The organism is Nostoc sp. CALU 546 (assembly GCF_048836525.1).
This window is the reverse complement of the sequence record NZ_JAWJTF010000072.1, coordinates 18,362-42,635: the sequence shown is the minus strand read 5'-3', so window position 1 is coordinate 42,635 and position 24,274 is coordinate 18,362. Positions and strand designations below refer to the sequence as shown.

Annotated in this window: 24 protein-coding genes; 16 read left to right on the top strand and 8 right to left on the bottom strand. The window is 39.5% G+C overall.

Features of this window, described 5'->3' with window-relative positions:
• Positions 1-10: 10 nt before the first annotated feature.
• The gene (locus RRG12_RS28365) at positions 11-832 is read right to left on the bottom strand and encodes a class I SAM-dependent methyltransferase (protein WP_069068754.1); all 822 of its coding nucleotides are present in this window, start codon (positions 830-832) and stop codon (positions 11-13) included.
• A gap of 966 nt (positions 833-1,798) precedes the next feature.
• Here RRG12_RS28365 and RRG12_RS28360 point away from each other — a divergent pair.
• The 3 genes from RRG12_RS28360 to RRG12_RS28350 all read left to right on the top strand — a co-directional run bounded on the left by RRG12_RS28360 (position 1,799) and on the right by RRG12_RS28350 (position 5,646).
• Positions 1,799-3,577, top strand: a complete 1,779-nt coding sequence (locus RRG12_RS28360) for an iron uptake porin (protein ID WP_420761480.1) — start codon at positions 1,799-1,801, stop codon at positions 3,575-3,577.
• Between the two features lie 413 nt (positions 3,578-3,990).
• Positions 3,991-4,818: an ABC transporter permease subunit gene (locus tag RRG12_RS28355; protein ID WP_069068756.1), complete on the top strand. Its 828-nt coding sequence runs from the start codon at positions 3,991-3,993 to the stop codon at positions 4,816-4,818.
• 60 nt (positions 4,819-4,878) lie between these two features.
• The gene (locus RRG12_RS28350) at positions 4,879-5,646 is read left to right on the top strand and encodes an ATP-binding cassette domain-containing protein (RefSeq protein WP_420761479.1); all 768 of its coding nucleotides are present in this window, start codon (positions 4,879-4,881) and stop codon (positions 5,644-5,646) included.
• 766 nt (positions 5,647-6,412) lie between these two features.
• On the opposite strand, the gene RRG12_RS28345 is transcribed toward RRG12_RS28350, so the two are convergent.
• Entirely contained in the window at positions 6,413-7,732 is a 1,320-nt protein-coding gene (locus RRG12_RS28345; protein ID WP_420761478.1) for an MFS transporter, read from the bottom strand.
• Positions 7,733-8,674: 942 nt separating this feature from the next.
• Here RRG12_RS28345 and RRG12_RS28340 point away from each other — a divergent pair.
• The 13 genes from RRG12_RS28340 to RRG12_RS28280 all read left to right on the top strand — a co-directional run bounded on the left by RRG12_RS28340 (position 8,675) and on the right by RRG12_RS28280 (position 19,727).
• The gene (locus tag RRG12_RS28340; protein WP_420761477.1) at positions 8,675-8,812 is read left to right on the top strand and encodes a hypothetical protein; all 138 of its coding nucleotides are present in this window, start codon (positions 8,675-8,677) and stop codon (positions 8,810-8,812) included.
• 78 nt (positions 8,813-8,890) lie between these two features.
• Positions 8,891-9,502 (top strand): thioredoxin family protein, encoded by a 612-nt coding sequence (locus tag RRG12_RS28335; RefSeq protein ID WP_420761476.1) that lies wholly within the window; start codon positions 8,891-8,893, stop codon positions 9,500-9,502.
• Between the two features lie 231 nt (positions 9,503-9,733).
• Positions 9,734-10,483 (top strand): SDR family NAD(P)-dependent oxidoreductase, encoded by a 750-nt coding sequence (locus RRG12_RS28330; RefSeq protein ID WP_069068761.1) that lies wholly within the window; start codon positions 9,734-9,736, stop codon positions 10,481-10,483.
• On the top strand, positions 10,483-10,842 hold the full coding sequence (locus RRG12_RS28325) for a DOPA 4,5-dioxygenase family protein (protein WP_069068762.1): 360 nt from the start codon (positions 10,483-10,485) through the stop codon (positions 10,840-10,842). Before RRG12_RS28330 ends, RRG12_RS28325 begins: the two co-directional genes overlap by 1 nt.
• 225 nt (positions 10,843-11,067) lie before the next feature.
• Entirely contained in the window at positions 11,068-12,123 is a 1,056-nt protein-coding gene (locus RRG12_RS28320; RefSeq protein WP_420761475.1) for a sulfonate ABC transporter substrate-binding protein, read from the top strand.
• Between the two features lie 148 nt (positions 12,124-12,271).
• Positions 12,272-13,981 (top strand): fumarate reductase/succinate dehydrogenase flavoprotein subunit, encoded by a 1,710-nt coding sequence (locus RRG12_RS28315; RefSeq protein WP_420761474.1) that lies wholly within the window; start codon positions 12,272-12,274, stop codon positions 13,979-13,981.
• Positions 13,982-14,036: 55 nt separating this feature from the next.
• Positions 14,037-15,200 (top strand): bifunctional glutamate N-acetyltransferase/amino-acid acetyltransferase ArgJ, encoded by a 1,164-nt coding sequence (argJ, locus tag RRG12_RS28310; RefSeq protein WP_420761473.1) that lies wholly within the window; start codon positions 14,037-14,039, stop codon positions 15,198-15,200.
• A gap of 25 nt (positions 15,201-15,225) precedes the next feature.
• Positions 15,226-16,008, top strand: coding sequence for a class I SAM-dependent methyltransferase (locus RRG12_RS28305; protein ID WP_420761472.1), 783 nt, complete (start codon positions 15,226-15,228; stop codon positions 16,006-16,008).
• A gap of 19 nt (positions 16,009-16,027) precedes the next feature.
• Positions 16,028-16,498, top strand: a complete 471-nt coding sequence (locus RRG12_RS28300; RefSeq protein ID WP_420761471.1) for a GNAT family N-acetyltransferase — start codon at positions 16,028-16,030, stop codon at positions 16,496-16,498.
• Positions 16,499-16,591: 93 nt separating this feature from the next.
• Positions 16,592-16,819 (top strand): 4Fe-4S dicluster domain-containing protein, encoded by a 228-nt coding sequence (locus tag RRG12_RS28295; protein ID WP_069068766.1) that lies wholly within the window; start codon positions 16,592-16,594, stop codon positions 16,817-16,819.
• Between the two features lie 37 nt (positions 16,820-16,856).
• A complete protein-coding gene (locus RRG12_RS28290; RefSeq protein WP_420761470.1) occupies positions 16,857-17,819 on the top strand; it encodes a HEAT repeat domain-containing protein in 963 nt (320 codons plus the stop codon).
• Positions 17,820-17,838: 19 nt separating this feature from the next.
• Entirely contained in the window at positions 17,839-18,600 is a 762-nt protein-coding gene (locus RRG12_RS28285) for a DUF4058 family protein (RefSeq protein WP_420761469.1), read from the top strand.
• A 65-nt stretch (positions 18,601-18,665) separates the two neighbouring features.
• Entirely contained in the window at positions 18,666-19,727 is a 1,062-nt protein-coding gene (locus tag RRG12_RS28280) for a P-loop NTPase (RefSeq protein ID WP_420761468.1), read from the top strand.
• A 32-nt stretch (positions 19,728-19,759) separates the two neighbouring features.
• Here the strand turns inward: RRG12_RS28280 and RRG12_RS28275 are convergent, their stop codons facing one another.
• The 6 genes from RRG12_RS28275 to RRG12_RS28250 form a co-directional block, all read right to left on the bottom strand.
• Positions 19,760-20,728: a TauD/TfdA dioxygenase family protein gene (locus RRG12_RS28275; protein ID WP_420761467.1), complete on the bottom strand. Its 969-nt coding sequence runs from the start codon at positions 20,726-20,728 to the stop codon at positions 19,760-19,762.
• Positions 20,709-20,996, bottom strand: a complete 288-nt coding sequence (locus RRG12_RS28270) for a hypothetical protein (protein WP_420761466.1) — start codon at positions 20,994-20,996, stop codon at positions 20,709-20,711. Before RRG12_RS28270 ends, RRG12_RS28275 begins: the two co-directional genes overlap by 20 nt.
• 342 nt (positions 20,997-21,338) lie before the next feature.
• Positions 21,339-21,959, bottom strand: a complete 621-nt coding sequence (locus RRG12_RS28265) for a pentapeptide repeat-containing protein (RefSeq protein WP_420761465.1) — start codon at positions 21,957-21,959, stop codon at positions 21,339-21,341.
• Between the two features lie 196 nt (positions 21,960-22,155).
• Positions 22,156-22,464: a hypothetical protein gene (locus RRG12_RS28260; protein ID WP_420761464.1), complete on the bottom strand. Its 309-nt coding sequence runs from the start codon at positions 22,462-22,464 to the stop codon at positions 22,156-22,158.
• A 17-nt stretch (positions 22,465-22,481) separates the two neighbouring features.
• On the bottom strand, positions 22,482-23,156 hold the full coding sequence (locus RRG12_RS28255; RefSeq protein WP_420761463.1) for a cadmium resistance transporter: 675 nt from the start codon (positions 23,154-23,156) through the stop codon (positions 22,482-22,484).
• Between the two features lie 312 nt (positions 23,157-23,468).
• Positions 23,469-24,269: an SDR family oxidoreductase gene (locus RRG12_RS28250; RefSeq protein WP_069068775.1), complete on the bottom strand. Its 801-nt coding sequence runs from the start codon at positions 24,267-24,269 to the stop codon at positions 23,469-23,471.
• Positions 24,270-24,274: the final 5 nt, after the last annotated feature.

Sequence of the window (24,274 nt, the reverse complement as noted above, 5' to 3'; positions counted from 1 at the left end):
AGCATCCAAATTAATGCTTCCAAACGACTTCAATTGTTGCTGTGAGTTCTTCTGTAAAGTGTCCAGAAGGCTCAACTGCTAGTAATGCTTCTTTGATATCTGCTTCAAATTCTTCGGCTTTATCGCCATAGAAAATTTTCAAAGAGAAGGCTGTGGTGTATAAGTAGCCAAGATAGCTAGAGACTGTCCAAGATTTTTCAAATGGCACTTCATACACTTCTTGGCGAGCAAATTTTGAATTGGCAATTACAACTTCGTGGGGAGGATCAACTGATTTACGAATACCCTGTCCTCGTTGTCCAGTTCGCCGTTCTTCACCTAACCATTTTTTTACTACTTCTATGGCAGCCTGTTTCCAGGGTAGAGAACTTATCCAAGGATTATCACCTGTATTGAGCAGTGCGATCGCACCATCATCTGCCAACAATTCATAAAGGCGTTCTAGTACGAGTTCCCGTTCCATCCAGTGAAAGGCTCTGCCAATGGTAGCTAATTTAAATACCCCTAAACTAGGGTTAATCAGTTCTGCGCCTTGTTCTAGCCAAGTAATATTATTTGCCCCTACAACTGCTGCTTGCCGTTGCGCTTCCTTGAGCATTTCCGGATCGGGATCGATCGCAACTACGTCCTGAAATTTAGTGCTGAGGGGAATGGCAATTAAACCTGGCCCAGTACCCAAATCAAGCAGTCGTCCCTGACCATTAAGATGAAAAATTTCCGTTAGTTTGTCGAATACAGCCGATGGATATTTAGTTCTGTATTGAGCGTAAACCTCAGCAGCACCCTCAAATAATGTTGGGTCGTAGGTAGGAAGTGTTTTCAGTTGGGTCATACAGTTGGTTTTTTGGTTTACTGAATTTCTATTCAGGGATTGGGGATTAGGCATTGGGAATATTATTCTGAATATTTCCCTAGTACCGCAAGGCGGAATTCGTAATGACGCTCCTGCGTCGCTAACGCTGCGCTAACGTAATTCGTAATTACAGCAGTTTGCAAGGGTTTCAGATATTTCAAATGGGTGGCTTATTTACGCCGTGCTGTACTAGTAGTCTGCCAAGGAAACTTTGCATGGTGGTTAGCAGAGGGGCAGAGGGGAAAGAACTTGGTATTTGCCTCTCCTCTGCTCCCCTGCTCCTCTGCCGACCTCCACCCAGCAATTTTGGGTTGGCGAACTACTAGTCTCTGTTGACAGAACAAATCTATAAAGGAGGACTTGTAGTATGAGAATGCTGAGGTTCTTACCAAGTTTGTTTGAACCACTTAGAACATTGATAGGGCGTTTCACTATTACTTGCATCAGGTACACGATTAAAACAATTCGCAATTATGTTTTGTAACGGGGATTTAACCCCGACACAAAACGTGCTGCCTATCTTGCTGGGGACTCAAACCCCCAAAGTTCGTTGAAATGCTGTAGTCTATTCTTTGCAAAATACTAAAACTTGATCGATTTGCCGTAGTTTGTGTATTTAACAGAGTTTTTCACACTTACGAGAAAAAGGCAAGTACTACTTAATACAAGTTTGCTAATATTTTTCTTTTTGAAAAATGTATCTTAAGATGCTTGTTTTTTTTATTTTTTTATGCAAATATCCAATGTGAACAATAAAACTACTAAATCTCGATAAAGTTTTAGTGGTTTACTAAAAGCCACAAATTAGGCTAATTCAAATTCTTTCTTCTCAAGAGAGCATCCCACTTTTGCATCTCTTCCTTTGTGTGTAATCTGGATGTGAAAATCCTGTCGGGTGCTAGCAAGCAAAGATTTGTTAATTTTCTGTGCATAACCCAATAGCCGATGTTTAAAGTTTTGTGGAATTATGGGCTAGTTATCCCAGGTCTTTTTAATGTATTTTTAATCCTTTCTCCAGCCGCACTTGCTGCTGAAGCACCGGACTTATCCGAGCTAAAATCAGGGGTTGAGGAACTTTCGCCAAGTATTGCAACTCAGCCTGAATCGAATCAAACTGCCAACCCAGAAGTAACTGAAACGCCAGACTATTTACTATTCCAAGAACCAAGCCTACTTTCTCAGGAGACTTTCACAGAGCAAGATGACCCCCTAGCGCAAGTTAATTCTGTTTCTGAATTATCAGATGTTCAGCCTACAGATTGGGCATTTCAAGCATTGCAATCTTTAGTGGAACGCTATGGTGCGATCGCAGGTTATACAGATGGGACATTCAAAGGCGATCGCGCCCTGACACGCTATGAATTTGCGGCTGGTCTAAATACTGCTTTAGACCGAATCAATCAAATAATCGCCAGTTCTACAGCCGACTTAGTTAAACAAGAAGACTTAGACACAATCAAGAAGCTAAGAGAGGAATTTTCCACAGAATTGACTGCACTGCAAGGACGAGTTGATGCAGCAGAGGCAAAGCTAGGAGTCATCGAATCACAACAATTTTCACCTACAGTTAAACTCACAGGTCGAGTACAGTTTGTCCTTGGCTCACTTCTAGCCGGTAATAATGTTGTAACTGGAAGGCCAGCCCCCCGCGTAGTAACACTGCAAGATGCAGTAACTTTGCGATTGAATGCCAGCTTTACAGGTAAAGATTCACTAGGCATAACAATGGGGGGTGGAAGTATTGAATCATTGGGACAAACAAGAGCTGGATTATTAGGTACTTTTGATGGCAGAACGGCTGATAACGCTAATATTACAAGACCACGCAACGATTTTTCTCTTAGTGGTCTGCGTTATCGGTTTCCACTGGCTTCAAACACCCAACTCAACATTTATGCTTTATCCGATGGAGCTAATGAGCTAGGTTTTACTGTTCCGATTAACCCATACTTTGAAAGTAATTTAGCAACTGGTTCTAATGGGATTTCCCGATTCTCACGACGAGCTTTAGTCTATCAATATGGAGATAGTGGTGGCGGAATAGCGGTACTCCACAGATTAAATGAACAGTTCCAACTGGGAGTAGCTTATAGCGCACCTAACGCTAGTAACCCTGGAGACAACAATGGCTTCTTTACAGGCCGATATTTAGCTTTAGGACAGATACTATATACCAGTCCTCAGAAGAATTTTCGCGCGGCTCTAACTTACGTCAATACTTATAGTCCACCTAACGCCAGAGGTTTAAGTGGAACTAACTTTGGCCCAGCAGCAGGAAGTAACTTGGTCAATAGCACCGTAGCGGGAACGGGGACAGTTGCGAATCTTTATGGTGTACAAGCTTTCTATCAATTTAGTCCCAAGTTTGCTATCAATGGTTGGGTAAGTTATGGCGCACACCGCTATTTAGGGCGTGGCGATGGTAATGCTATGGATTGGGCGGTAGGACTGGCTTTCCCGGATCTTGGGAAGAAAGGAAGTTTAGGAGGATTGTTTGTGGGTATGGCACCAAAACTTACCCGTCTCAGCAGTAATGTAGACTTGGGGGCAGGCTTAGGACAAGCAGATAAAGATACTTCCTTGCATATTGAAGGATTCTATCAATATAAAATCACTGATAGGATTGACATTACGCCTGGTTTTATCTGGGTGACTGCACCAGATTCAAATGCCAATAATCCTGATAGTTTATTTGCATGGATTCGTACTGTCTACAGGTTTTAGGGATTATTAATAGATGTGGGGTTGGTTATTATGTCGCTAACCCACCGTTATTTCAGGACTGATAGTCTATGACGCACTATCAGTCCTAAATCCCTACAAATTGGAGATTTTTTGAATTGGAAACCTCTTCGATATAGAAAATAGGTAGACTCGCTAATACTGGGTTCGTGCCAAAAGCTTAGTTGGGGTTGCTTTTTACATAATTTCGTGTAAGATTGTCTTTAATCTACGGTAATTCTCTCGATATATAGTAATTTAAAAAGAAATACTCAAACGGCAAGGTAATTTTTCGATTTTGTTCTCCTTTCTTTCCCTGTCTCAGTAAAACAAACATACATAACATCAAACCTATTCAGTCCTGTTGACGAAATAGGCGTTAATGAGAACTTCATAAAACAACCAATTGGTAGCTTATGACTATTACTCTGAAAAAGACTAAAAGCAGCGAAAAATCCCTAGAAACCCTACTCAACAACAAATTCTCTGATAAAATCATCCCTTGGATAGTTCCTTTTACCGTACTCCTGCTCTGGGAAATTGCTTCCAGAACTGGCTTACTCTCCAGCAGAATTCTTCCAGCACCAAGTAGCGTAGTTTTTACAGCATTTAAGTTAGCCTCAACTGGAGAGCTTTTCCAACATATGGGAATCAGTGCTGCACGCGCTATATCTGGTTTTGTAGTTGGCGGCGGAATTGGCTTTATTTTAGGATTACTTACTGGGTTTTCTCGCATTGGAGAACAATTGTTAGATAGTTCCTTGCAAATGCTGCGTACTATTCCCAACTTGGCATTAATTCCCCTAGTAATTTTATGGTTTGGGATTGGTGATCAAGCTAGATTGTTTTTAGTTTCTATAGGTGTATTTTTCCCAATTTATCTTAATACCTATCATGGAATTCGTAGTGTAGATCCTGAACTTATTGAAATGGGCAGAGTTTATGGTTTAAAAACATCTCAACTCTTGTGGCAAATCGTTTTTCCAGGAGCTTTATCTTCGATTTTAATTGGTGTCAGATTTTCCTTGGGTATTATGTGGCTATCGTTGATTGTTGCTGAACAAATTGCAGCCGATTCCGGCATTGGTTATATGGCAATGAACGCCCGTGAGTTTATGCAAACGGATGTTGTGGTGTTAAGTATTGTTATCTATGCATTACTAGGTAAACTAGCAAACTCTATCGCTAAAGCTCTAGAAAACAAGTTTTTATCATGGAATCCTAATTACACATCTGCTGGGTAAAAAATCCAAATACTCAATAACTGAATCGCTCAATGATCTCTAAAAAAAGGAAAAATCAAAATGGTTTCAAATATACAAGGTTCACAACTTACAATTTTGGGTTTAAGCAAAGTTTTTGGAAATAAAACTGTCTTAAACTCATTAAATCTAGAAGTAGCACCAGGAGAGTTTATTGCTATTGTAGGGCGCAGTGGTTGCGGTAAAAGTACTTTACTACGCCTTGTATCAGGGTTAGATAAACCCACGACAGGCGGCATATTGCTAGATGGAGAACCGCTACGTAAGCTCAGTCATTCTGTAAGAGTGATGTTTCAAGACCCCCGCTTACTACCTTGGAAACGTGTAATAGATAATGTGGGTCTGGGTTTGCAAGAAAATTGGCGTGCAAAAGCTGCGTGGGTATTAGAACAAGTAGGACTCAAAGATAGAGCTGGTGAATGGCCTTACGTCTTATCTGGAGGGCAACGACAACGAGTAGCATTAGCCAGAGCCTTGGTGAGTCAACCACAACTATTACTACTTGATGAGCCTTTAGGAGCATTGGATGCGTTAACTCGCCTAGAAATGCAATATTTAATTGAAGATTTGTGGCAACAGAGAGGTTTTACGGCATTTTTAGTCACACATGATGTAGAAGAAGCTGTGGCGTTAGCAGACAGAGTGATAGTAATTGAAGAAGGACGAGTTGCGTTAGATTTACCTGTAAGATTGTCGCGTCCACGAGACAGAGCTAGTGAAGTATTTGTAAATATTAGGGAAGCAGTACTAGAACAAGTTATGAATAATGAAGGCGCTCATGCACATCAATTATTGCAAATGAGTCATTAATACTCTACTTTTAAGTGGATATCTCAACAAAACCACAACTACCAAGGGTGGTAATTGTGGTCAACAAGAGAGATATTCACTTAGTTTTTTGTACCATAACTAAGGATTTTTACTGAGTCGTTAGTTAATTTATGAGAAATTCATTTTTTCATGAGTACTTCGCTATTCAAATTCACAATCTCGACTTTTAGCTTTATAGAAATTGTTCATCTAGTGGTTGATATTTACTGTAAAGTAAGTTGATTAATAAAAACAAATATTATTTTTATTCAAATCGTTGAAGAAGAATTCAGAAGTCAGAATTCAGGAGTTAGAATAAATCTGTCGGTGATTCAGACCCGTTAACGCTACGCTATCCGCCAGTCATACAGAATTCATTCTGAATTCTGAATTCTGACTCCTGACTCCATTCAAATTCAACATTAGTGGAGAATCTTGGCAAGGCTAGGCTGAAAGTATCACGCTTGTCTCTGGGTACAATGATTTATAGCGTCAATGGCGAGAATAGGTGCTAGGAGAAGAGAGCAGTCTATTGCGGAGGTTTCCTCCGTTGTAAAAACTGCGATCGCGTCTCCAATCTCCAAAGAAAAAGATGTTCTGGTACTCCTCCAGAGAAGCAAGGTAAGTGGAGTGTGCCAAAGGGAAGAGTATCTGAAGGGAGAACACAGAGGTAAAACCTAAATTAGTTAAATAGCATGATTTACTTTATTTTTAATTACGAATTACGTTAGCGACGCAGGAGCGTCATTACGAATTACGAATTATTTTAATCTCTATTGGGCTGAGTAATTAAATCCAATTCTACATAAACTTGAGATATTAATTTTTTTATGTTTGGTAATTTTTTTACAAAAAAGATAGCTCCTATTAAACAACAAATACCACCGAAAAATAAAGCATTATCAACTCCTATTTTACTTGCTAATCCTCCAAAAAATAAATTCCCAAAAGGTAATATTCCCAAAAAGCCTGTTGTAAATATACTTGTGACTCTACCCCTTTTAGTTTCATCCACCAAAATTAATTGCACAAAGTTACTAATAGCTGCCAAGGTAAGCGTATTTGTCATCCCGACAATGAAAATTAATACTAGGCAAGTCTGTAGATTATTAGAGCGAGAAAACAGTATTAAACCTAAACCTAAAACCATAGCAGAATACGCTATGACGTTTACTAATCCTGTGGCTTGTTTCCTTAAAATTAGATAAAGTCCAGCAATTATCGAACCCAGTGCGGAAGCAGTCATTAAAAATCCCATAGTTTCTGCATTACCATTTAATATTTCCCTGACGAAAACAGGTATGAGGTTAACGTGGGTCATTACCATGAAACAAATCAGAATTTGTAAGGTTAAAACATACCTAATGGGGAGAAAATCATAAGCAAAAGTAAAACCTTCTTTTAAATTTTGGAAAATGTTTGTGTTTTTTAGTAAATATTTATTAGAAACTGATTTAATTTGTACAGTTAATATAGCAAAAGCAAATGGTATATAGCTGATACTATCGACTAAAAAACATGAAGCTGCCCCAAATCTGGCAAGTAAGAATCCTCCTAGCATGGGACTGACAAACTTTGCTGTATTAATTAAGAATGAATGGATAGAAATGGCACTGTAAGTATCTGCTTTGTTATCCACCAATCTAGGAATAGTTACCAACCGTGCTGGCAGATCAAACGCTTTGACAGTTCCTTGCATAATACCGATGATGATAATCCACGTAACGGTAATATGACTGTTAATAGTGAGAATAGTAAGAGTAGAAGATAGTAAAATGGATACTAATTGAGTGGTTAATAATACATAACGTAAATTCCAGCGATCTAAATACACACCTACCAATGGCGTAATAATTAACCCCATAAATTGATTGGTGAATCCAACTATGCCAACTAACATGACTGAATTAGTGATTTGATAAACCATCCATACAAGAGCGATTTGAGTCATCCAAGAGCCAAAAAAAGATACACTCTCTCCAATTACGAAACAACAAACATTTGGAGATTTTAAAGCAGGTGGAATATCCCAAGAAGTAAACAATAGTTTGCTTACTTCAGAGCTTTTTTTATTACTTTTTTGCATCAATATTTTCCTTGAGGAGACTTGAGCCAATTTTTGGATGAAAAGTTCACTGACTTTGCTATTTTCTTCGCAATTATTCAGATAATTTAGAAATACTTAAATTTAGTTAAACATAAAGTTAGCAGACTTAATATATCCTGAGACGAATGGCACTAAAAAGAAAAGCCAAAAGGCTTGTGTAGCATCGTTCCCAGTCTTAAGACTGGGAATGTATTTTGAGAGGCTCCGCCTCCAGGCTGGGAACCAGTCTATGGTCAGAATACATTTAGTTTTACTAAGAGTTAGTTTATCTTAAATTTTGAGTTACATATACTTTAGCTCCTAAGCACTTGTATTGTAGCTATGACTATGCAATAATATCAAGTGAATCTACGATAAATCGGTAGATAAATAGTATTTGTAGCTTTTGGCATAAGTACTATACACACAGAGTAATCAGTGAGAACGCGAATACAGTAATACAACTCCAGTTGATATCGAGTTGAAAATTTTGATTTTTGCTTGGTTGTAAAGCTTGATTTTGCTCAAAGTTGACGGCCATCTTAACTATGGAGACGTAATTATGACAATTGCACTTGAACGTCCTACTAAAAAATCTCCTTCAGCACAAATGAAGAATTTTAACCATTTCCATCAAAGTGATATATAGCAATCCGATAGCGAAGCGGTAGCGAGTCTTGTCTACGACACGCTACGCGAACGAGCGTCTTTGATTTCTGAATCACTCGTAGAGGTAAGGGACTGGGGATTAGGGACTGGGGACTGGAAAGAAGGAATAAAGGTGTACTGAGTTTTGTTCAAAAATCAAATATGAGTCCTATAGGAATCCGCTTTGATTTCTGAACGAATTTGCGTAGATAGGCAATCGGCAATCTTTCTGAACGAATTTGCGTAGATAGGCAACGACGAACTTACGGTTTAAGAGCAATTACTCCAGAAATTATGGCAGGTCAACAGCAAATCGCGGATTTATTTACCCAAGAGAAAGTAATTCCTAAATCCATAGATGTAAAAGAAGCAATGCTGACACCTGAGCAATATGCAGCTATCACACCTAAAACCATGATTAGTCAGAAATAATTAGTAATTCATAATTACAATGTACAATCAACGCGCTGCTTTTACTGTTGTTTTGAATAATTAAAGGATTTTTATTTTATGGCAAAGACTTTTTCAACAATGCTACCTTTAGGTGTTTTAGCACCTGATTTTTATTTACCAGATGTAGTTTCGGGTAGAACGATTTCACTCTCTGATTTTGCTAGCGAAAAAGCCTTGCTAGTGATATTTTTGAGTCGCCATTGTCCATACGTACAGCACATCAAATTTGAATTAGCAAAACTGGGTCAGGACTATATACAAAATACAGATAGGAATCTGGGTATTGTGGCAATTAGTGCTAATGATATTACTACCCATCCTGACGATGCACCGGAATCTTTGAAAGCCTTTGCACAAGAGTTAGATTTAGCTTATCCACTCCTGTTTGATGAGACTCAGAAAACCGCGAAAAACTTTTTTGCTGCTTGTACTCCTGACTTTTTTCTCTTTGATGCTACTCGCAGACTGGTTTATCGGGGACAGCTAGATGATAGCCGCCCACAAAGCGAAATACCTGTGACTGGAAAAGACTTGCGGGCTGCAATTGAAACTGTCTTGAGAGGTCAGGCTGTGACTTGGGAACAAAAGCCTAGTATTGGTTGTAATATCAAATGGAAGTCAGGGAATGAACCTGTTTATTATCAAAATCCGGCGTTAGCGTTCGCGTAGCGTTCCGCAGGAAAGCTCACCCTTGGTAAGCTAATCAGCATTTAACTTGCATTATCAGGGCGGGTAAGATGCTCACCCCACAAGACATTGATAAAATTTTAATATGCAAATTAGATGTGTTTTAGCTTATCGCAGTTCGATAGAAACTAGGAAATAGGGGCTAGGGTTGATTCTATACCCAATGTCCCTGGAAATTACTTTTAATACGGAATGGTAGCAAAGGGTTGAGTTATGGCAGGGAAATTAGATAATAAAGTAGCAATTATTACAGGAGCTTCTGCGGGAATTGGCGAAGCTACGGCTATAGCCTTAGCCGCAGAAGGGGCAAAAGTGGTAATTGCAGCCAGAAGAGGCGATCGCTTGGAAGCATTATCCAAAAAAATTGCTACCAGTGGGGGAGAAGCGTTACCTATTATTACTGATATCACCGACGAAACCCAAGCCAACAACCTAATTCACAAAGCCAACGCAGAGTTAGGGCGAGTGGATATTTTAGTTAATAACGCAGGTGTAGCCCTGACAGGTAATATTCATGGCGGTAATACTTCCGAGTGGCGACGGATGTTTGATGTCAATGTCTTCGGATTGCTTTATGCTACCCATGCAGTCTTACCAATTTTCAAAGCCCAAGGTAGCGGTCATATCGTTAATATCTCATCAGTAGCAGGCCGGATAGCCCGTGCAGGTGTGGGGATATACAACGCCACTAAATGGGGTGTGAATGCCATTTCCGAATCCCTACGGCAAGAAGTTTTACAAGATAATATCCGTGTCACTATTATTGAGCCTGGTTTGGTGGAGACAGAAATCAATAATCATGTCACCGATCCTGTAGCTAAAAAAAATGTTGAAGACCGGATCAAAGCAATTACACCACTACAAAGTGAGGATATTGCCAGAGCGATCGCTTATGCTGTAACTCAACCACCCCACGTTAATGTCAATGAAATTCTCATTCGACCAACTCAACAAGAACGGTAATGAAAGAAAATAGCATCATTACTGGTTTTCATGCTCATGTCTACTACGATACCAAGACTCGTGAGACTGCTGCCCGTATCCGAGAAGGATTAGGAGCTAGATTTGAAGTAAAACTTGGACGCTGGCACGATCAACCCATTGGCCCGCATCCACAAGCAATGTATCAAGTTGCCTTTTCACCAAACCAATTTACGCCAGTCGTCTCCTGGTTAATGCTCAACCGTGAAGGGTTAGATATTCTCGTCCACCCTGAGACGGGTGATGATGTCACAGATCATACAGCACATTCTTTATGGCTAGGAAATAAGCTAGATTTAAACGTCGATTTCCTACAACGCATCAAACCCCACGCCTCTTAAAAATCCTCTGCGTATCTCTGCGCTTTCCTTGGCGTACCAACCCTGCGGGAAGGCAAAGCGCCTATGCGTTTAAAAACCGCTAAAATTTTATGCGCTAATTCGTAATAGGCATACATTTTTCGGATCTTGCATTTGCGGCTTGTCTATGTGAGTATTCTATCAGTAAAATACGGTAAATTGCCCAATTTATCGTAGTATTGTTATTGCTTGTAGTTTAATGTACGTATGCTTAGTAAGTATTTACCACATCGACTGATGAAGATTGTCAGCAGTTTTCTTCAGAATTATGAAATATCCAGAATTGGCACATTTGCCTTATTCTTTGCTGTCGGATTAAGTTTAACTCTTGTGATCTCGGCTTGTTCTCCCAACAACACAAGTAACTCTGCCGCAACGCAGACAGCAACTCAAGGTGTGGTAGTTCGTATCGGCTATCAAAAAGCGGCTACTATTCTCAACGCTCTCAAGAACCGAGGCAGTTTAGCGCAAACTTTAACTGCTGCTGGTGCTTCAGTGACATGGGCGGAATTTCCCGCCGGCCCACCTATGCTAGAAGCCATGAATGTAGGTAGTATTGACTTTGGCTACACAGGAGAATCACCACCAATATTTGCCCAAGCCGCAGGTACTCCCTTGCTTTATGTTGCTTACGATCCTTGGAGTCCCAAAGCCGAAGCAATTGTTGTACCAAAAAATTCACCAATTAAAACCGTTGCTGAACTTAAGGGGAAAAGAGTAGCCTTTGCTAAAGGGTCAAACACTAACTATCTTGTTGTCAAAGCTATAGAAGCTGCCGGATTAAACTATAGTGACATCCAACCAGCACATCTGACACCAGCAGATGCCCGTGCAGCCTTTGAAGGCGGTAACGTTGATGCTTGGGCAATTTGGGATCCTTACCTAGCAGCAGTTGAACACGATCTAGATGTCAGGATATTAACAGATGCGACAAATTTAGCACCAAATCGGGGTTACTATCTTGCTCGTCAAGAGTTTGTCAATTCTCACCCAGATTTGTTGAAAACCCTTTTAGATGAAATCAGCAAAACAGATAAATGGGCAGCAGATAATCCAGAGGAAGTTGCCAAGTTTCTAGAACCAGAATTAGGTATTAAAGCAGCAGCATTGGAAATTGCTGAAAAACGCCGGGAGTATGGCGTTTTACCGCTCACAGATGAAGTCATCACTCAGCAACAAAACATTGCTGATACTTTTCATAAAATCAAGCTAGTTCCCAAGCAAATCCAAGTCAAAGATATCGTTTGGAATGGTAATTCGTAATGACGCTCCTGCGTCGCTAACGCTGCGCTAACGTAATTCGTAATTTAGGAAGTCCCATCCCCATCATCTCCCACCTGCGGGTTTGCGCTAGCGTCTCTGCAAGAGAAGCTAAAGCTACATCTCCACCACTCCCCACTTCTAAAAGCTTATGGACATCAATACCCAACAAATAAAAACTGATGTACTTGTCATTGGTGGCGGTACAGCCGGGACAATGGCTGGAATTAAAGCCAAACAAGCGAATCCAGATGCAGAGGTGCTGATCTTAGAAAAGGCTAACATCCGACGGAGTGGTGCGATCGCAATGGGTATGGATGGCGTGAATACCGCAGTCATTCCCGGTCATTCTACCCCAGAACAATACGTGCGCGAAATCACTCTTGCTAACGATGGGATTGTAAACCAAAAAGCCGTATATCAAACAGGCAAATTAGGTTACGAAGTCATCCAAGAACTAGAAAGTTGGGGTGTGAAATTTCAAAAAGATGCCCAAGGCAACTATGACTTAAAACAAGTGCATCGTGTGGGTAAATATGTCTTACCCATGCCAGAAGGAAAAGACCTCAAAACAATTCTCACTCGCCAAGTCAAACGCCACAAAGTCAAAGTTACAAATCGCGTCATGGCAACCCGCGTCTTAGTTAAAGAAGGACGTGCTATTGGTGCAGTCGGATTTGATGTCAGAAACGGCGATTATATTGTCATTCAAGCTAAAGCAGTCATTTTATGTACAGGTGCTTGCGGCAGATTAGGATTACCCGCTTCCGGTTATCTCTACGGCACTTATGAAAATCCTACTAATGCCGGGGATGGCTATTCAATGGCTTATCATGCAGGTGCAGAACTTAGTAATATTGAATGCTTTCAAGTTAATCCTTTAATCAAAGATTACAACGGCCCCGCCTGTGCCTACGTTGCTGGGCCTTTTGGCGCACATACAGCCAACGCCGAAGGAAATCGCTTCATTAGCTGCGACTATTGGAGTGGTCAAATGATGTTGGAAATTTGGAAAGAATTAAACTCTGGAAAAGGGCCAGTCCAACTAAAAATGACCCATTTAGATGAAGATACAATTGCTGAAATTGAATCTATACTGTGGGCAAATGAACGACCAAGTAGAGAACGCTTTCATCAAGGTAGAAATGAAGATTATCGCACTCACGGCGTAGAGATGCACATTTCAGAAATTGGCTTATGTAGTGGTCATAGTGCCTCTGGTGTGTGGGTAAATGAAAACGCTCAAACAACCGTTCTAGGTTTATATGCAGCCGGAGACATGGCCAGTGTTCCTCATAATTATATGATTGGGGCATTTGTTTTCGGTCGTATAGCCGGAAGTCATGCCATTGAATATATTGAAGATTTAGATTTTATCGAACCAGAGACAGATTTTTTAGAAGCTGAAAAAGCCAGAATTTATGCACCATTAACACGTCCCAATGGTGTACCTCATACTCAAGTTGAATACAAATTAAGACGGTTAGTTAATGATTATCTGCAACCACCAAAATCAGGCAATAAAATTGAGATTGGTCTGAAACATTTTGTCCAATATCAACAAACATTAGATATAATGGGCGCTCGTGACCCCCATGAATTAATGCGTTCTTTGGAAGTTCATTTTATTCGAGACTGTGCAGAAATGGCAGCTAGAGCATCATTATATCGTCAAGAAACTCGTTGGGGACTTTATCATTACCGTTTAGATTATCCTGAAAAAAATGATGATGAATGGTTTTGTCACGTCAACTTAAAAAAAGATGAATCAGAGCAAATGATATTGTTTAAACGTCCTGTAGATCCTTACATAGTAGAAGTAGATAAAATCAAAGACATTTATGATGTAACTGTGAGGTAAAATATTCAACAATTAATTTATTCAGATGCTTAAAGCATTGACTTAGTAAAAAAAGATGCAACTAACTAATTTTGAAATACCCAAAGGATTTAGCAGTTTTGTAAGCAACTTAGGTATTAAAGATAATACTGATGATTTCGTTTTGGTTAAATCAGAAGTTCCATGTGTTGCTGATGGAGTCTTTACTCAAAGTCTATTTGCAGGGCCAAGTGTCACTATCAGCCGCCGAAATTTAACAGATGCTCAAGCGCAAGGCATTATAGTCATATCTAAAAATGCCAATGTTGCTAATGGTGCTATTGGCGTTGCTGATGCAGAAGAAATTATTCAACTCGTCGCAACTGAAACTGGGATAGCTGCTCAAGATATTGTTATAGCATCTACAGGTGTTATTGGAAGACGTTACCCCATAGAAAAAATCCGAGGTAGTTTATCAGGTATAGGTACAAAATTAACTACTGCCGATTTTGAAAAAGCAGCAGTTGGCATTATGACAACTGACACCGTACCTAAACTAGCTACGCGACAAATTGGCAATGCCAAGTTAATCGGAATAGCTAAAGGTGTTGGCATGATTGAGCCTAATATGGCTACGCTGTTAGCTTTCTTCTTCACCGATGCAGCCATTCCCAAAGATATACTTCCTGCTATTTTCCGACCTATTATAGATAAAACATTTAACTGCCTGAGTGTAGATACTGATACTTCTACAAGTGATTCTGCTGTAATTCTTGCCAATGGTTTAGCTGGTGAAGTTTCGCAACAAGAATTTACTCAAGCTTTGCAAGAAATCGCACATGAATTAGTGCTAAAAATCGCACAAGATGCAGAAGGTTCTACTAAAGTTATTGAAGTTACTGTAGATACTGCTATTGACTATGCACAAGCTAAACGAGTTGCCAAAGCAATTGTTAATTCCCCTTTGGTAAAAACTGCTATTTATGGAGCCGATCCCAACTGGGGAAGAGTCGCTATGGCTATAGGCAAATGCGAAGATGATAAAGAGATAAATCAAGAAAAAGTTGTAATTAAATTTGATTATATCCAAGTTTATCCTGACACTTTTTCTGAGGAAAAGTTAGAGCAACTACAAAAAATTATGTCCCAAGAAAAAGTAAATATTCATGTCAGTCTCAATATTGGCGAAGCTGCTGCAACTGTATGGGGATGTGACCTTTCAGAAGGTTATATTGATATTAATGGTAAATATTCAACTTAAAATAATATGTGTTATAAAAATAACAATGTCTATTTATAACTCAATTGGTAAACAATATTCAAAAACTCGCATTCCTGATATCCGCATTGTCAATCAACTAATTGATTTACTCAATTTACCCAAAGGTAGCATTATCGCTGATATTGGTGCCGGTACTGGTGGTTACAGTCTAGCCCTAGCTAACAAAGGATTTCTTGTTAATGCTATTGAACCTTCTTTAGTAATGCAAAAACAAGCAGTAGAACATCCGCAAGTTAAGTGGTTCACTGGCTATGCAGAAAATTTACCTTTACCAGATAAGTCTGTTGATGGCGTTATAAGTATCCTAGCAATTCATCACTTTACTCATCTTGAAAAAGCCTTTCAAGAAATGCAACGAGTTATTAGAGATGGGACAATAGTTTTGCTCAGTTTTGATATTAGGTTTGCTGAGAAAATATGGCTTTATGATTATTTCCCGTTTTTGTGGGAAGATGCTTTACGATTTTTACCACTTAACGAACAGATAAACTTAATTCAGAGTAATACTCAAAAGCATGTTGAAGTCATACCTCTTTTATTACCATACGATTTATCTGATTTATTCGCAGCAGCAGCCTGGAGACGACCAGAGTTATATCTTCAACCAGAAGTACGTGCTGGAATATCATCTTTTGCGTTAGGAAATCAAGATTTAATAAATAAAGGATTACAGTTATTGGCAGCAGATTTAAGTAGTGGTGAATGGGTAAATAAATATGGTGATGTTCGTAATTTAATGGAAATTGATTTGGGTTATCGTTTTATCCGCACAACGTTGAATAACTGAATAAATGTGATTTAAACTTATGGCAATTCAAATGACTATAGGTCAGACAATTAAAATTAGACAAGCTGAGATTAAAGATGTAGAGAGAATTGCTAGTCTTTGCGAACAACTTGAGTATTCTGTGACAAATCAACAAATAGAACAGCGCCTTACTAAAATTAAAAATAACGATGCTCATATTGTGTATGTTGCCATTCTAGAAGATGAATATGTAATTGGTTGGGCACACGCTCATATTTCAGAATTAATAATTATTCCTACTCAAGCAATCATTTTCGGTTTAGTGGTAGATAAAAATTATCGACATAATAGAATTGGAAGGCTTTTAATGCAACAAGTTGAACAGTGGGCTAATATGGTTGGCTGTGAAGGAGTCATACTCCGTTCTAATTTTAAACGTAAAGAGGCTCACTTGTTTTATGAAAAAATTGGTTATACGAATATCAAGCAGTCAGTGACATTTTATAAAAAATTACAGTCTCAAGAGTAAATAACTTAAAAAATGATTACTGGAGTTAATCCGTCGGAAGGATTATAATTTTTAGTTTAAAGTTTATTAATTGAATTAGGGAGTAATAAATGTATGGCTTTAATTACACAAAGAATAGATGTTCCTGTCATCGTTGATGAATCAAAATGTTTAGAAAAATGTACAGCTTGTATTGAGGTTTGTCCTTTAGATGTGTTGGCGAAGAATCCAGAGACAGGCAAAGCTTACATGAAATATGATGAGTGCTGGTTTTGTCTACCTTGTGAAAAAGAATGTCCTACTAATGCAATTACAGTACAAATTCCCTTTTTATTACGTTAAAGATTCTCTGTAACTCTGTGCTTCTGTGGTAAAAATAATGAATGATGACCTCAAAGATTGGCTAGAAATGCTGCGATCGCCTGATGTAAATGATCGCTTAGTAGCTGTCAAAACGTTACAACATTTAGGCGATGAAGAAACAATAGACGCTTTAATTATCGCTTTGAAAGATGAAAATATTGCTGTCCAAAAAATAGCGATCGCTGCTCTTTGGGAAATTGCTAATCCCGTTGCCATCCCTGCCTTAATTGAAAGCCTCGGTTCAGCAGATACAGATATTCGCACTGAAGCTGCATCAGCATTAAACGAGTTAGTTACACAAGATGAATTGTTACTTTTACTAGATAAACTCCAAAGTAATGATATAAATCTTCAATTAAATATTTTAGTGCTTTTGCGGAAGATACATGATATTCAATCTTTACCCGACATTTTACCCTTTTTAGAATCAAAAAATCCTGAGTTAAGAGAAGCAGCCGTTACGACACTGCGATATATCAATCAACTAGAAAAATGTCCGCAAGCTTTAAATTTAATCTTTGATGAGGAAGCAAGTGTACGTCGCGCTGCTGCTTTAACTTTAGAACATTTACAAGATACAGAAGTGATTACAATACTTTGTCAAGCACTCACAAATGATAGTGACTGGCAAGTTCGCCGGAATGCAGCCAAATCTCTGGCGATTCATGCAAATAATCAAGCGATTTCAGCATTAGAAATAGCTTTAAATGATGAACATTGGCAAGTGCGGAAATCAGCAGCACAAGCTTTGCAAAAAATTCCAGATATTCAAGTTATACCGAGATTAATTCAAGCATTAACAGATGAATATGCAGATGTCCGCAAAGAAGCTGCGATCGCACTTGGTAATTTAGCTCACCCTGATATTATTAACCCTCTGCAACAAGCCTTAGATGATCCTGACAAAGAAGTGTCCATCCAAGCGCAACAGGCAATTCATAAGATTCAAACAGCTAAAATAGTCTCAAGGGAGCAGTAAATAACTAAGGTAAAACGCAATGGGAAATCCATTTCCTGGAATGAACCCGTATTTGGAACAGCCTGAACTTTGGCATCAAGTTCACAATCGTTTGATTGTAGCGATCGCTGATGACCTAACTCCTCAAATCGTGCCTAAATATCGAGTTTCCATAGAGGAGCGAGTTTACACTAGTGTAGATGATATCTTACTTGTGGGAATTGCTGATGTAGCCGTTGCCAATCGTAACACTACAGATACCAGCACAACTTTGACGGCTGCAAAACTTACCGAACCCAGTAAAGTGAAAGTTCCCATACCGGAACAAGTAACTGAAAGATTTTTAGAGGTGCGAGCAACTCAAAGTAAAGAAGTAGTTGCGGTGATAGAAATACTTTCCCCTAAAAATAAACGCTCCAAAGAAGGTAGAGCCGCTTACGAAAACAAACGACAAAAAATTTTAGCTTCTGCAACCAATTTGGTAGAAATTGATCTCTTAAGACAAGGAGAGTCAATGCCTGTTTTAGGAGCAACAGCCACAGATTATAGTATCTTGGTTAGTCGCAGCTACAACAGGCCTGATGCAGATTTATATACTTTTGATTTAAAAAACCCAATTCCTGTTTTTCCTGTACCTTTGCCTGAGGGAGAACCTGAACCTATAGTTGACTTGCAAAGCTTATTAAATGAAGTTTACGAACGTGCTAGATTTGACTTGGCAATTGATTATTCACAACCTTTAAAGATAGCGCAATCGCCCGAAGAAGAAGCTTGGGTGAGAGAAGTTTTGCAGAGGATCTAAATCAGAGCGATCGCTTTTACTATATTGCAACTAGCAAATTTCTAATCCCTAAGCTTCTCTTAACCATGTCTAACCACCAATCGCCCTTTCAGCATCCAGAAGATCACGCAAAACCAGACACTAATTTATATCAGCAAGAAGTCGTCCAACTACTCAAACAGGTTATTGAACCTATTTTAAAAAATGACATCGTTAGTTTGGGAATGGTACGAAACTTACGCATAGTTGATGACTATATTTACTTGCGTTTATATGTTGGTTATCATCAGCACCAATTACAGCCAGAGATTGAATCTAAATTGTCATCTCTATCTTGGTGTAAAAAAACTTATATTCAAATTTGTACAATTCCCGGTGTTAAAACAACTCTAGGCATTTCTAGTGGTAAAGGTGGTGTGGGGAAATCCACAACTGCCGTTAATATCGCCGCAGCTTTAAAATTACAAGGTGCAAAAGTAGGACTATTAGATGCTGATGTTTATGGCCCCAATATTCCCCAAATGTTAGGTTTAGGACAAGCTGATATTCAAGTAATTAATACTCCCACAGGTGATAAGTTTTTACCTCTAGAAGCTCAAGGAATCAAACTAATGTCAGTGGGTTTACTTGCAGAAGCAAATCGTCCTTTGGCATGGCGGGGGCCTGTATTACACAAAATTATCACGCAATTTCTGCAAGATGTGGAATGGGGGGAATTAGATTATTTATTGATAGATTTACCTCCCGGTACAGGTGATGCTCAAATTACAATTATCCAAGAAAGCCCAATTTGCGGAGTCATTTTAGTGACAACTCCTCAACAAGTGGCTGTTGCAGATGTACGACGTAATATATATATGTTTCGCCAAGTGGGTGTTCCTGTGCTTGGCATCATTGAAAATATGAGTTATTTAATTTGCGGTGATTGTGGTTCACGCACACCGATTTTTGGTAGTGGTGGCGGCGAACAACTGGCCGCAGAATTACTTGCGCCTCTGTTGGGACAAATTCCCATTGATCCCCGCATTTGTAGCGGTGGAGATACTGGAAATCCGATCGCAATTAGTGAACAAGCTTCTCCAGCCAGTGAGGTTTTTAGAAAAATTGCAATATCACTTAATGCAACTTTTAAAAACCAGGCTGCGTAGATATTTCACAGCCTAGTTTAAAACTATCTAGCTTACGCCAGCACTGGTTGGGCTTCTAGTTTCTCAGCTTTCTGCTTGAGGACAGTCGGTAATTCACTGGTTAACGGCTCACCTTCAACCACTTGTGAACGGAAACCATCTGGCCCAACTGGAACATCACCTGTGATGGTAGTGCGATAGAGTACGCGCTCAACTTCTATATGATCCAAATCTTGTGGGGCTAAATGCGAAGTGGCGCGGTTGTCCCAGAATGCGATATCACCATTGTTCCAACGGAAGCGGGTGGTGTAAGCAGGTTTGGTGATTTGGTTGAAGAACAACTCAAGTAATAATTCGCTTTCTTGTGGTGACACATCCAGAATGTGGGAAGTGAAGCCAGGATTGACGAACAATGCACGTTCGCCTGTCTCTGGATGAACCCGCACGACTGGGTGAACAGAAACCAGTGGATTAGCTGCAATGCGCTGGGCGAGTTTGCTATTGCTTGGTATCCGTAACCGAGCATTGAACCGATGTTCTGCTTTTAATCCATCTGCCAACTTCCTTAGAGGTTCTGATAGACCCTCGTAGGCTGCAACTAGATTAGTCCACTGTGTATCACCGCCAATGTTGGGGACATTCACCGCACGTAAAATAGACCCTGCTGGTGGGTTAACAACTGCTGTCACATCGGTATGCCAACGGCTTTCGTAGCTGGAACGGCGCAGTCCATTGCGACGTTCGTAGCGACTGCGATCAATCGGCAGTATTTGTGAGAAGCCTTCGATTGGCTCATCCTCGTGGGGATGTGCATAAGTCACTTCGCCGAAACGAGATGTGAACGCAATCTGTGCAGCATGATCGATGTTCTGACCGCGAAAGAAGATAACTTTCCACTTCAACCATGCTTCCCGAATTTCGGCAACCGCTTCATCATGCAGAGGACGCGACAAGTCTACACCACTGATTTCTGCACCGATGAAACCAGCTACCGGTTTGACTTCAATATGCTTGTTGCTCATATAAATCTCCAGGGTTGTACCCAATATATAGCTGTGTTTGCACTCGTTCACTTCCTTCGTGTTGCAATCGAATACCAGCAATATCTCGAAGGATGCGATCGTAGTCAAAATTATTATACTGCAACTTGATAGATTTACCGTATTTTATTTTAAATGGGACAAAAATATCCCCGATTTTTTGAAAAAATCGGGGATCTGAGGCGAATGGCACTAAGAAAAGATACAGCCCTTGTTCTGACTGGAACAAGCCTCCAGGCTGGGAATCCATTCTGGGAGGCTCCGCCTCCAGTAGCTTGAATTGAGGCAGAGCCTCTTTTAAATACATTCCCAGCCTCCAGGCTGGGAACGAGACGACACAAGCTTTTGGGCTTTTCTTAGTGCCATTCGGATCTGAGGCTTTTAATATTTGCAAATCGAATTTAAATTACTGATACTGATTCGTGAATCCTGGTGGGAATGGCACTAAGAAAAGGGAAAATCGTTGAGGCAGCAAGGGTGCAGAGGAGCGGAGGTGCAGGGGAGAAAGAAGAAGTTTTAAGCATTGCGTTCGGATATTTAGAAACTCCCCCCTGCGCCCCTGCTCCTCTGCAATCCTTACGCTGCATACCCTTCAGCTTAACTTAGTGCCATTCAATCCTGGTGGTATCAGTGCATCTTCCAAATCAGCCCCTAGTAAGTTTGCACCTTGGATGTTGGCATTTGTGAGATTTGTTTTTTGTAAATCTGCCTTTTGTAAGTTTGCTCCTTGCAAATCAGCCCCTAACAAGTTTGCTGCTTCTAAATCTGCATCAAATAAGTTTGCACCTTGCAAATTTGCTCCAGCTAGGTTTGCTTTGCTTAAATCTACTCCCTGTAAATTAGCTGATGTTAAGTTTGTTCCTTGCAGATTCGCCTTTTCTAATTCGGCTTCTTGTAAATTTGCACCCGCTAAGTTAGCAGCTTGCAGATTTGCATTGTCTAATTGCGCTTCTACTAAGTTGCATCCAACACATTCATTGGTTGTTAATAGACGTTGAACATTTGCAGCTACAGTGTTTACTGGCAATATTGTTGGAGGTATGACAGGAGAGGGAGACACTATTGGAGTTGACGTGGATTCTGTAGTTACTGGTGGTATTTCTGATTGAGCTAAAGCATAAGGCTGATCAAAAAGAGAAAATACCGTCATAAATGCCATAAATACAGCAGTTAAAAGCCAAGAAGTTACTTTTTTCGAGTTTGTTTTTTTCATTGGTTTACTTTCCTTGAATTTAGTATCGGGTTTTGTTTTGTTTAATGTTGATTCTAATTTAATACTAATTAATCTTCAAAATCAAATGCTATTATTTTGCATAAACATAAATAAAAATGATGATTAGTTTTAGGTTAGTCATGCAAACTATAAATATGCGCTCAAAATTAGTTTTGGAATAAATTATATATTTATTTTATTTGAAAAAATGGTCACTTTTATCAACTTCTAGTCTGTCTCGATTTACCCAACGATTAACGAACTCATTTTTATTTTTCTGCACTTTTACTTGCACTTGCTTAGAGCCTAATTTGACAACTTCGCCAGGAATTTTCTGGGTTTTTTCTGAGTCAGCACGAGCTTTATAAAGCCAGATAACTTTTTGCCCTACGAAATAGTCAGAATTTGCGCTTAAATGTGATGTTACATCTGCCCAAGAGGGAGTAGCAATTGCTAAGTTAATTAAAAGAATTAAAGTCATTAAAGCTATTTTGAGAATTTTCATGTGTTTGATTTAAGCTTCTATCTAAAAAGCATTGCTAGATTAGGTACAAGTTGATAAGTTCCACTTTTAAACATGATGGATAATCCTAAGTATATTAATACAAATGGAAAGACTTTCCGACCATAGCGAGTCATAACAGAAGCCATGACAGGATTCCGGGTTAGGTTGTAAGAGACAAAGCACCACATTCCAATCGCTAAATAGCAAACACATAAAATGACTGCCAGACTAGGAACGTTACTGCTAGCAAATAGCGGAACATAGATACCGATATTATTTCCACCATTAGCAATGGTAACAGCAGAAACCCGATAGGTTTGACGATCTTTTAGCGTTGCTACTAATGATTTTTTCTGGCGTTTTGTTTTGGCTGAATTAGTAAAATTAACTGATACAGCTTGTAAAGTCTCTTCTTCCTCTCCTCTACTCATTAGATGACTAATACCAATTATAATTGGGAGAATTCCTAGCAATCCAATCCATGCTTCTGGAAGAACTAAACCACCAAAGAAACCAGGAAGACTAGCAAACACTAGTGCAGTAAATCCTACAAATTCGCCAATAATAATATGCTTGGGACGAAAATTATGATTCACTTTGCCAAAGAAAGCTGTCAAATATAAATTATCATCAAATGTCGTTGCAAAAGCCGCAGATATTCCAATAAATAATGTACCAATTAGCCAAGCCATATTTTTTCTCCGCAACGATTTAACAAAATTCTTTTAGAAGATGGTTGAAGCGATCGCAATTAATTACAGATGTGATTTTGTCCTTCAACGGGTAAGCTTAGTAGCTTATGAACTTCATATTATGGGCTGGCTAGAATAAGAGCAAATACTCTTTTTTGTTAAAATGATAAAATGAAGTTATTGAATAAAAAATAAAAAGCACCAGGCGTGAGAATTGCCTGGTGCAAGATGTAAATTACGGCTCAGATACCCGACTTCTTAAAGAATTCGGGTATCTTGTTTTTCACAAATGATTTAGAACGGCTCGATCAGTTAAACACCAGGAGTATTGCCGCCATCAACCAGAATCTCCGCCCCAGTAATGGAAGAGGCAAGATCAGAAACTAAAAATAAAGCCAGTGCAGCAATCTCTTCTGGCTTAACGATTTTCCCTAGAGGTATTGCTTTTAATGATTCTGCCTTGATTTCTTCTACACTCACACCACGGATTTGAGCATTTTGCTCTGCTAAACGTTCGGCACGCTCTGTACCAGTTAGACCGGGTGAAATAGCGTTAATGCGAATATTATGTTGGGCTAACTCTTTAGAAATTCCTCGCGTGAAATTCAATAAGGCAGCATTGGTTGTACCGCCTGGGAGGAAGGACGGACGAGGTGTGCGTCCTGCACCACCAATAATGTTGACAATTCGCCCATCATGCCGATTTTTTTGATGTGGGACAACGGCTCTAACTAATCGGATGTAGCCCAACAATTTCAGATTCCAAGCATCTAAAAAAGCATCATCACCCAACTCTAAGAAAGATCCTGCACGCGCTGAACCAGCATTGTTAATTAGGATATCAATCTGACCAAATTGTGCCAGGGTTGTAGAGACAACCTGATCAATACTTTCTGCTTGAGTGAGGTCGGCACTGACAGAAATCACTTTAGCGCCTGGAGTCGGTAAGGATTGGATATCGGCTACTGCTTTCTCTAGCTTTTCTTGATTACGAGCAGCAATCACTACATTCACACCTTCAGTGTAGAGAGCTTTAGCCGTGGCTAATCCAATACCTGCACTTCCACCTGTAACAATTGCTGTTTTACCTGATAGTTGTAGGTCTAAGCTCATAATGA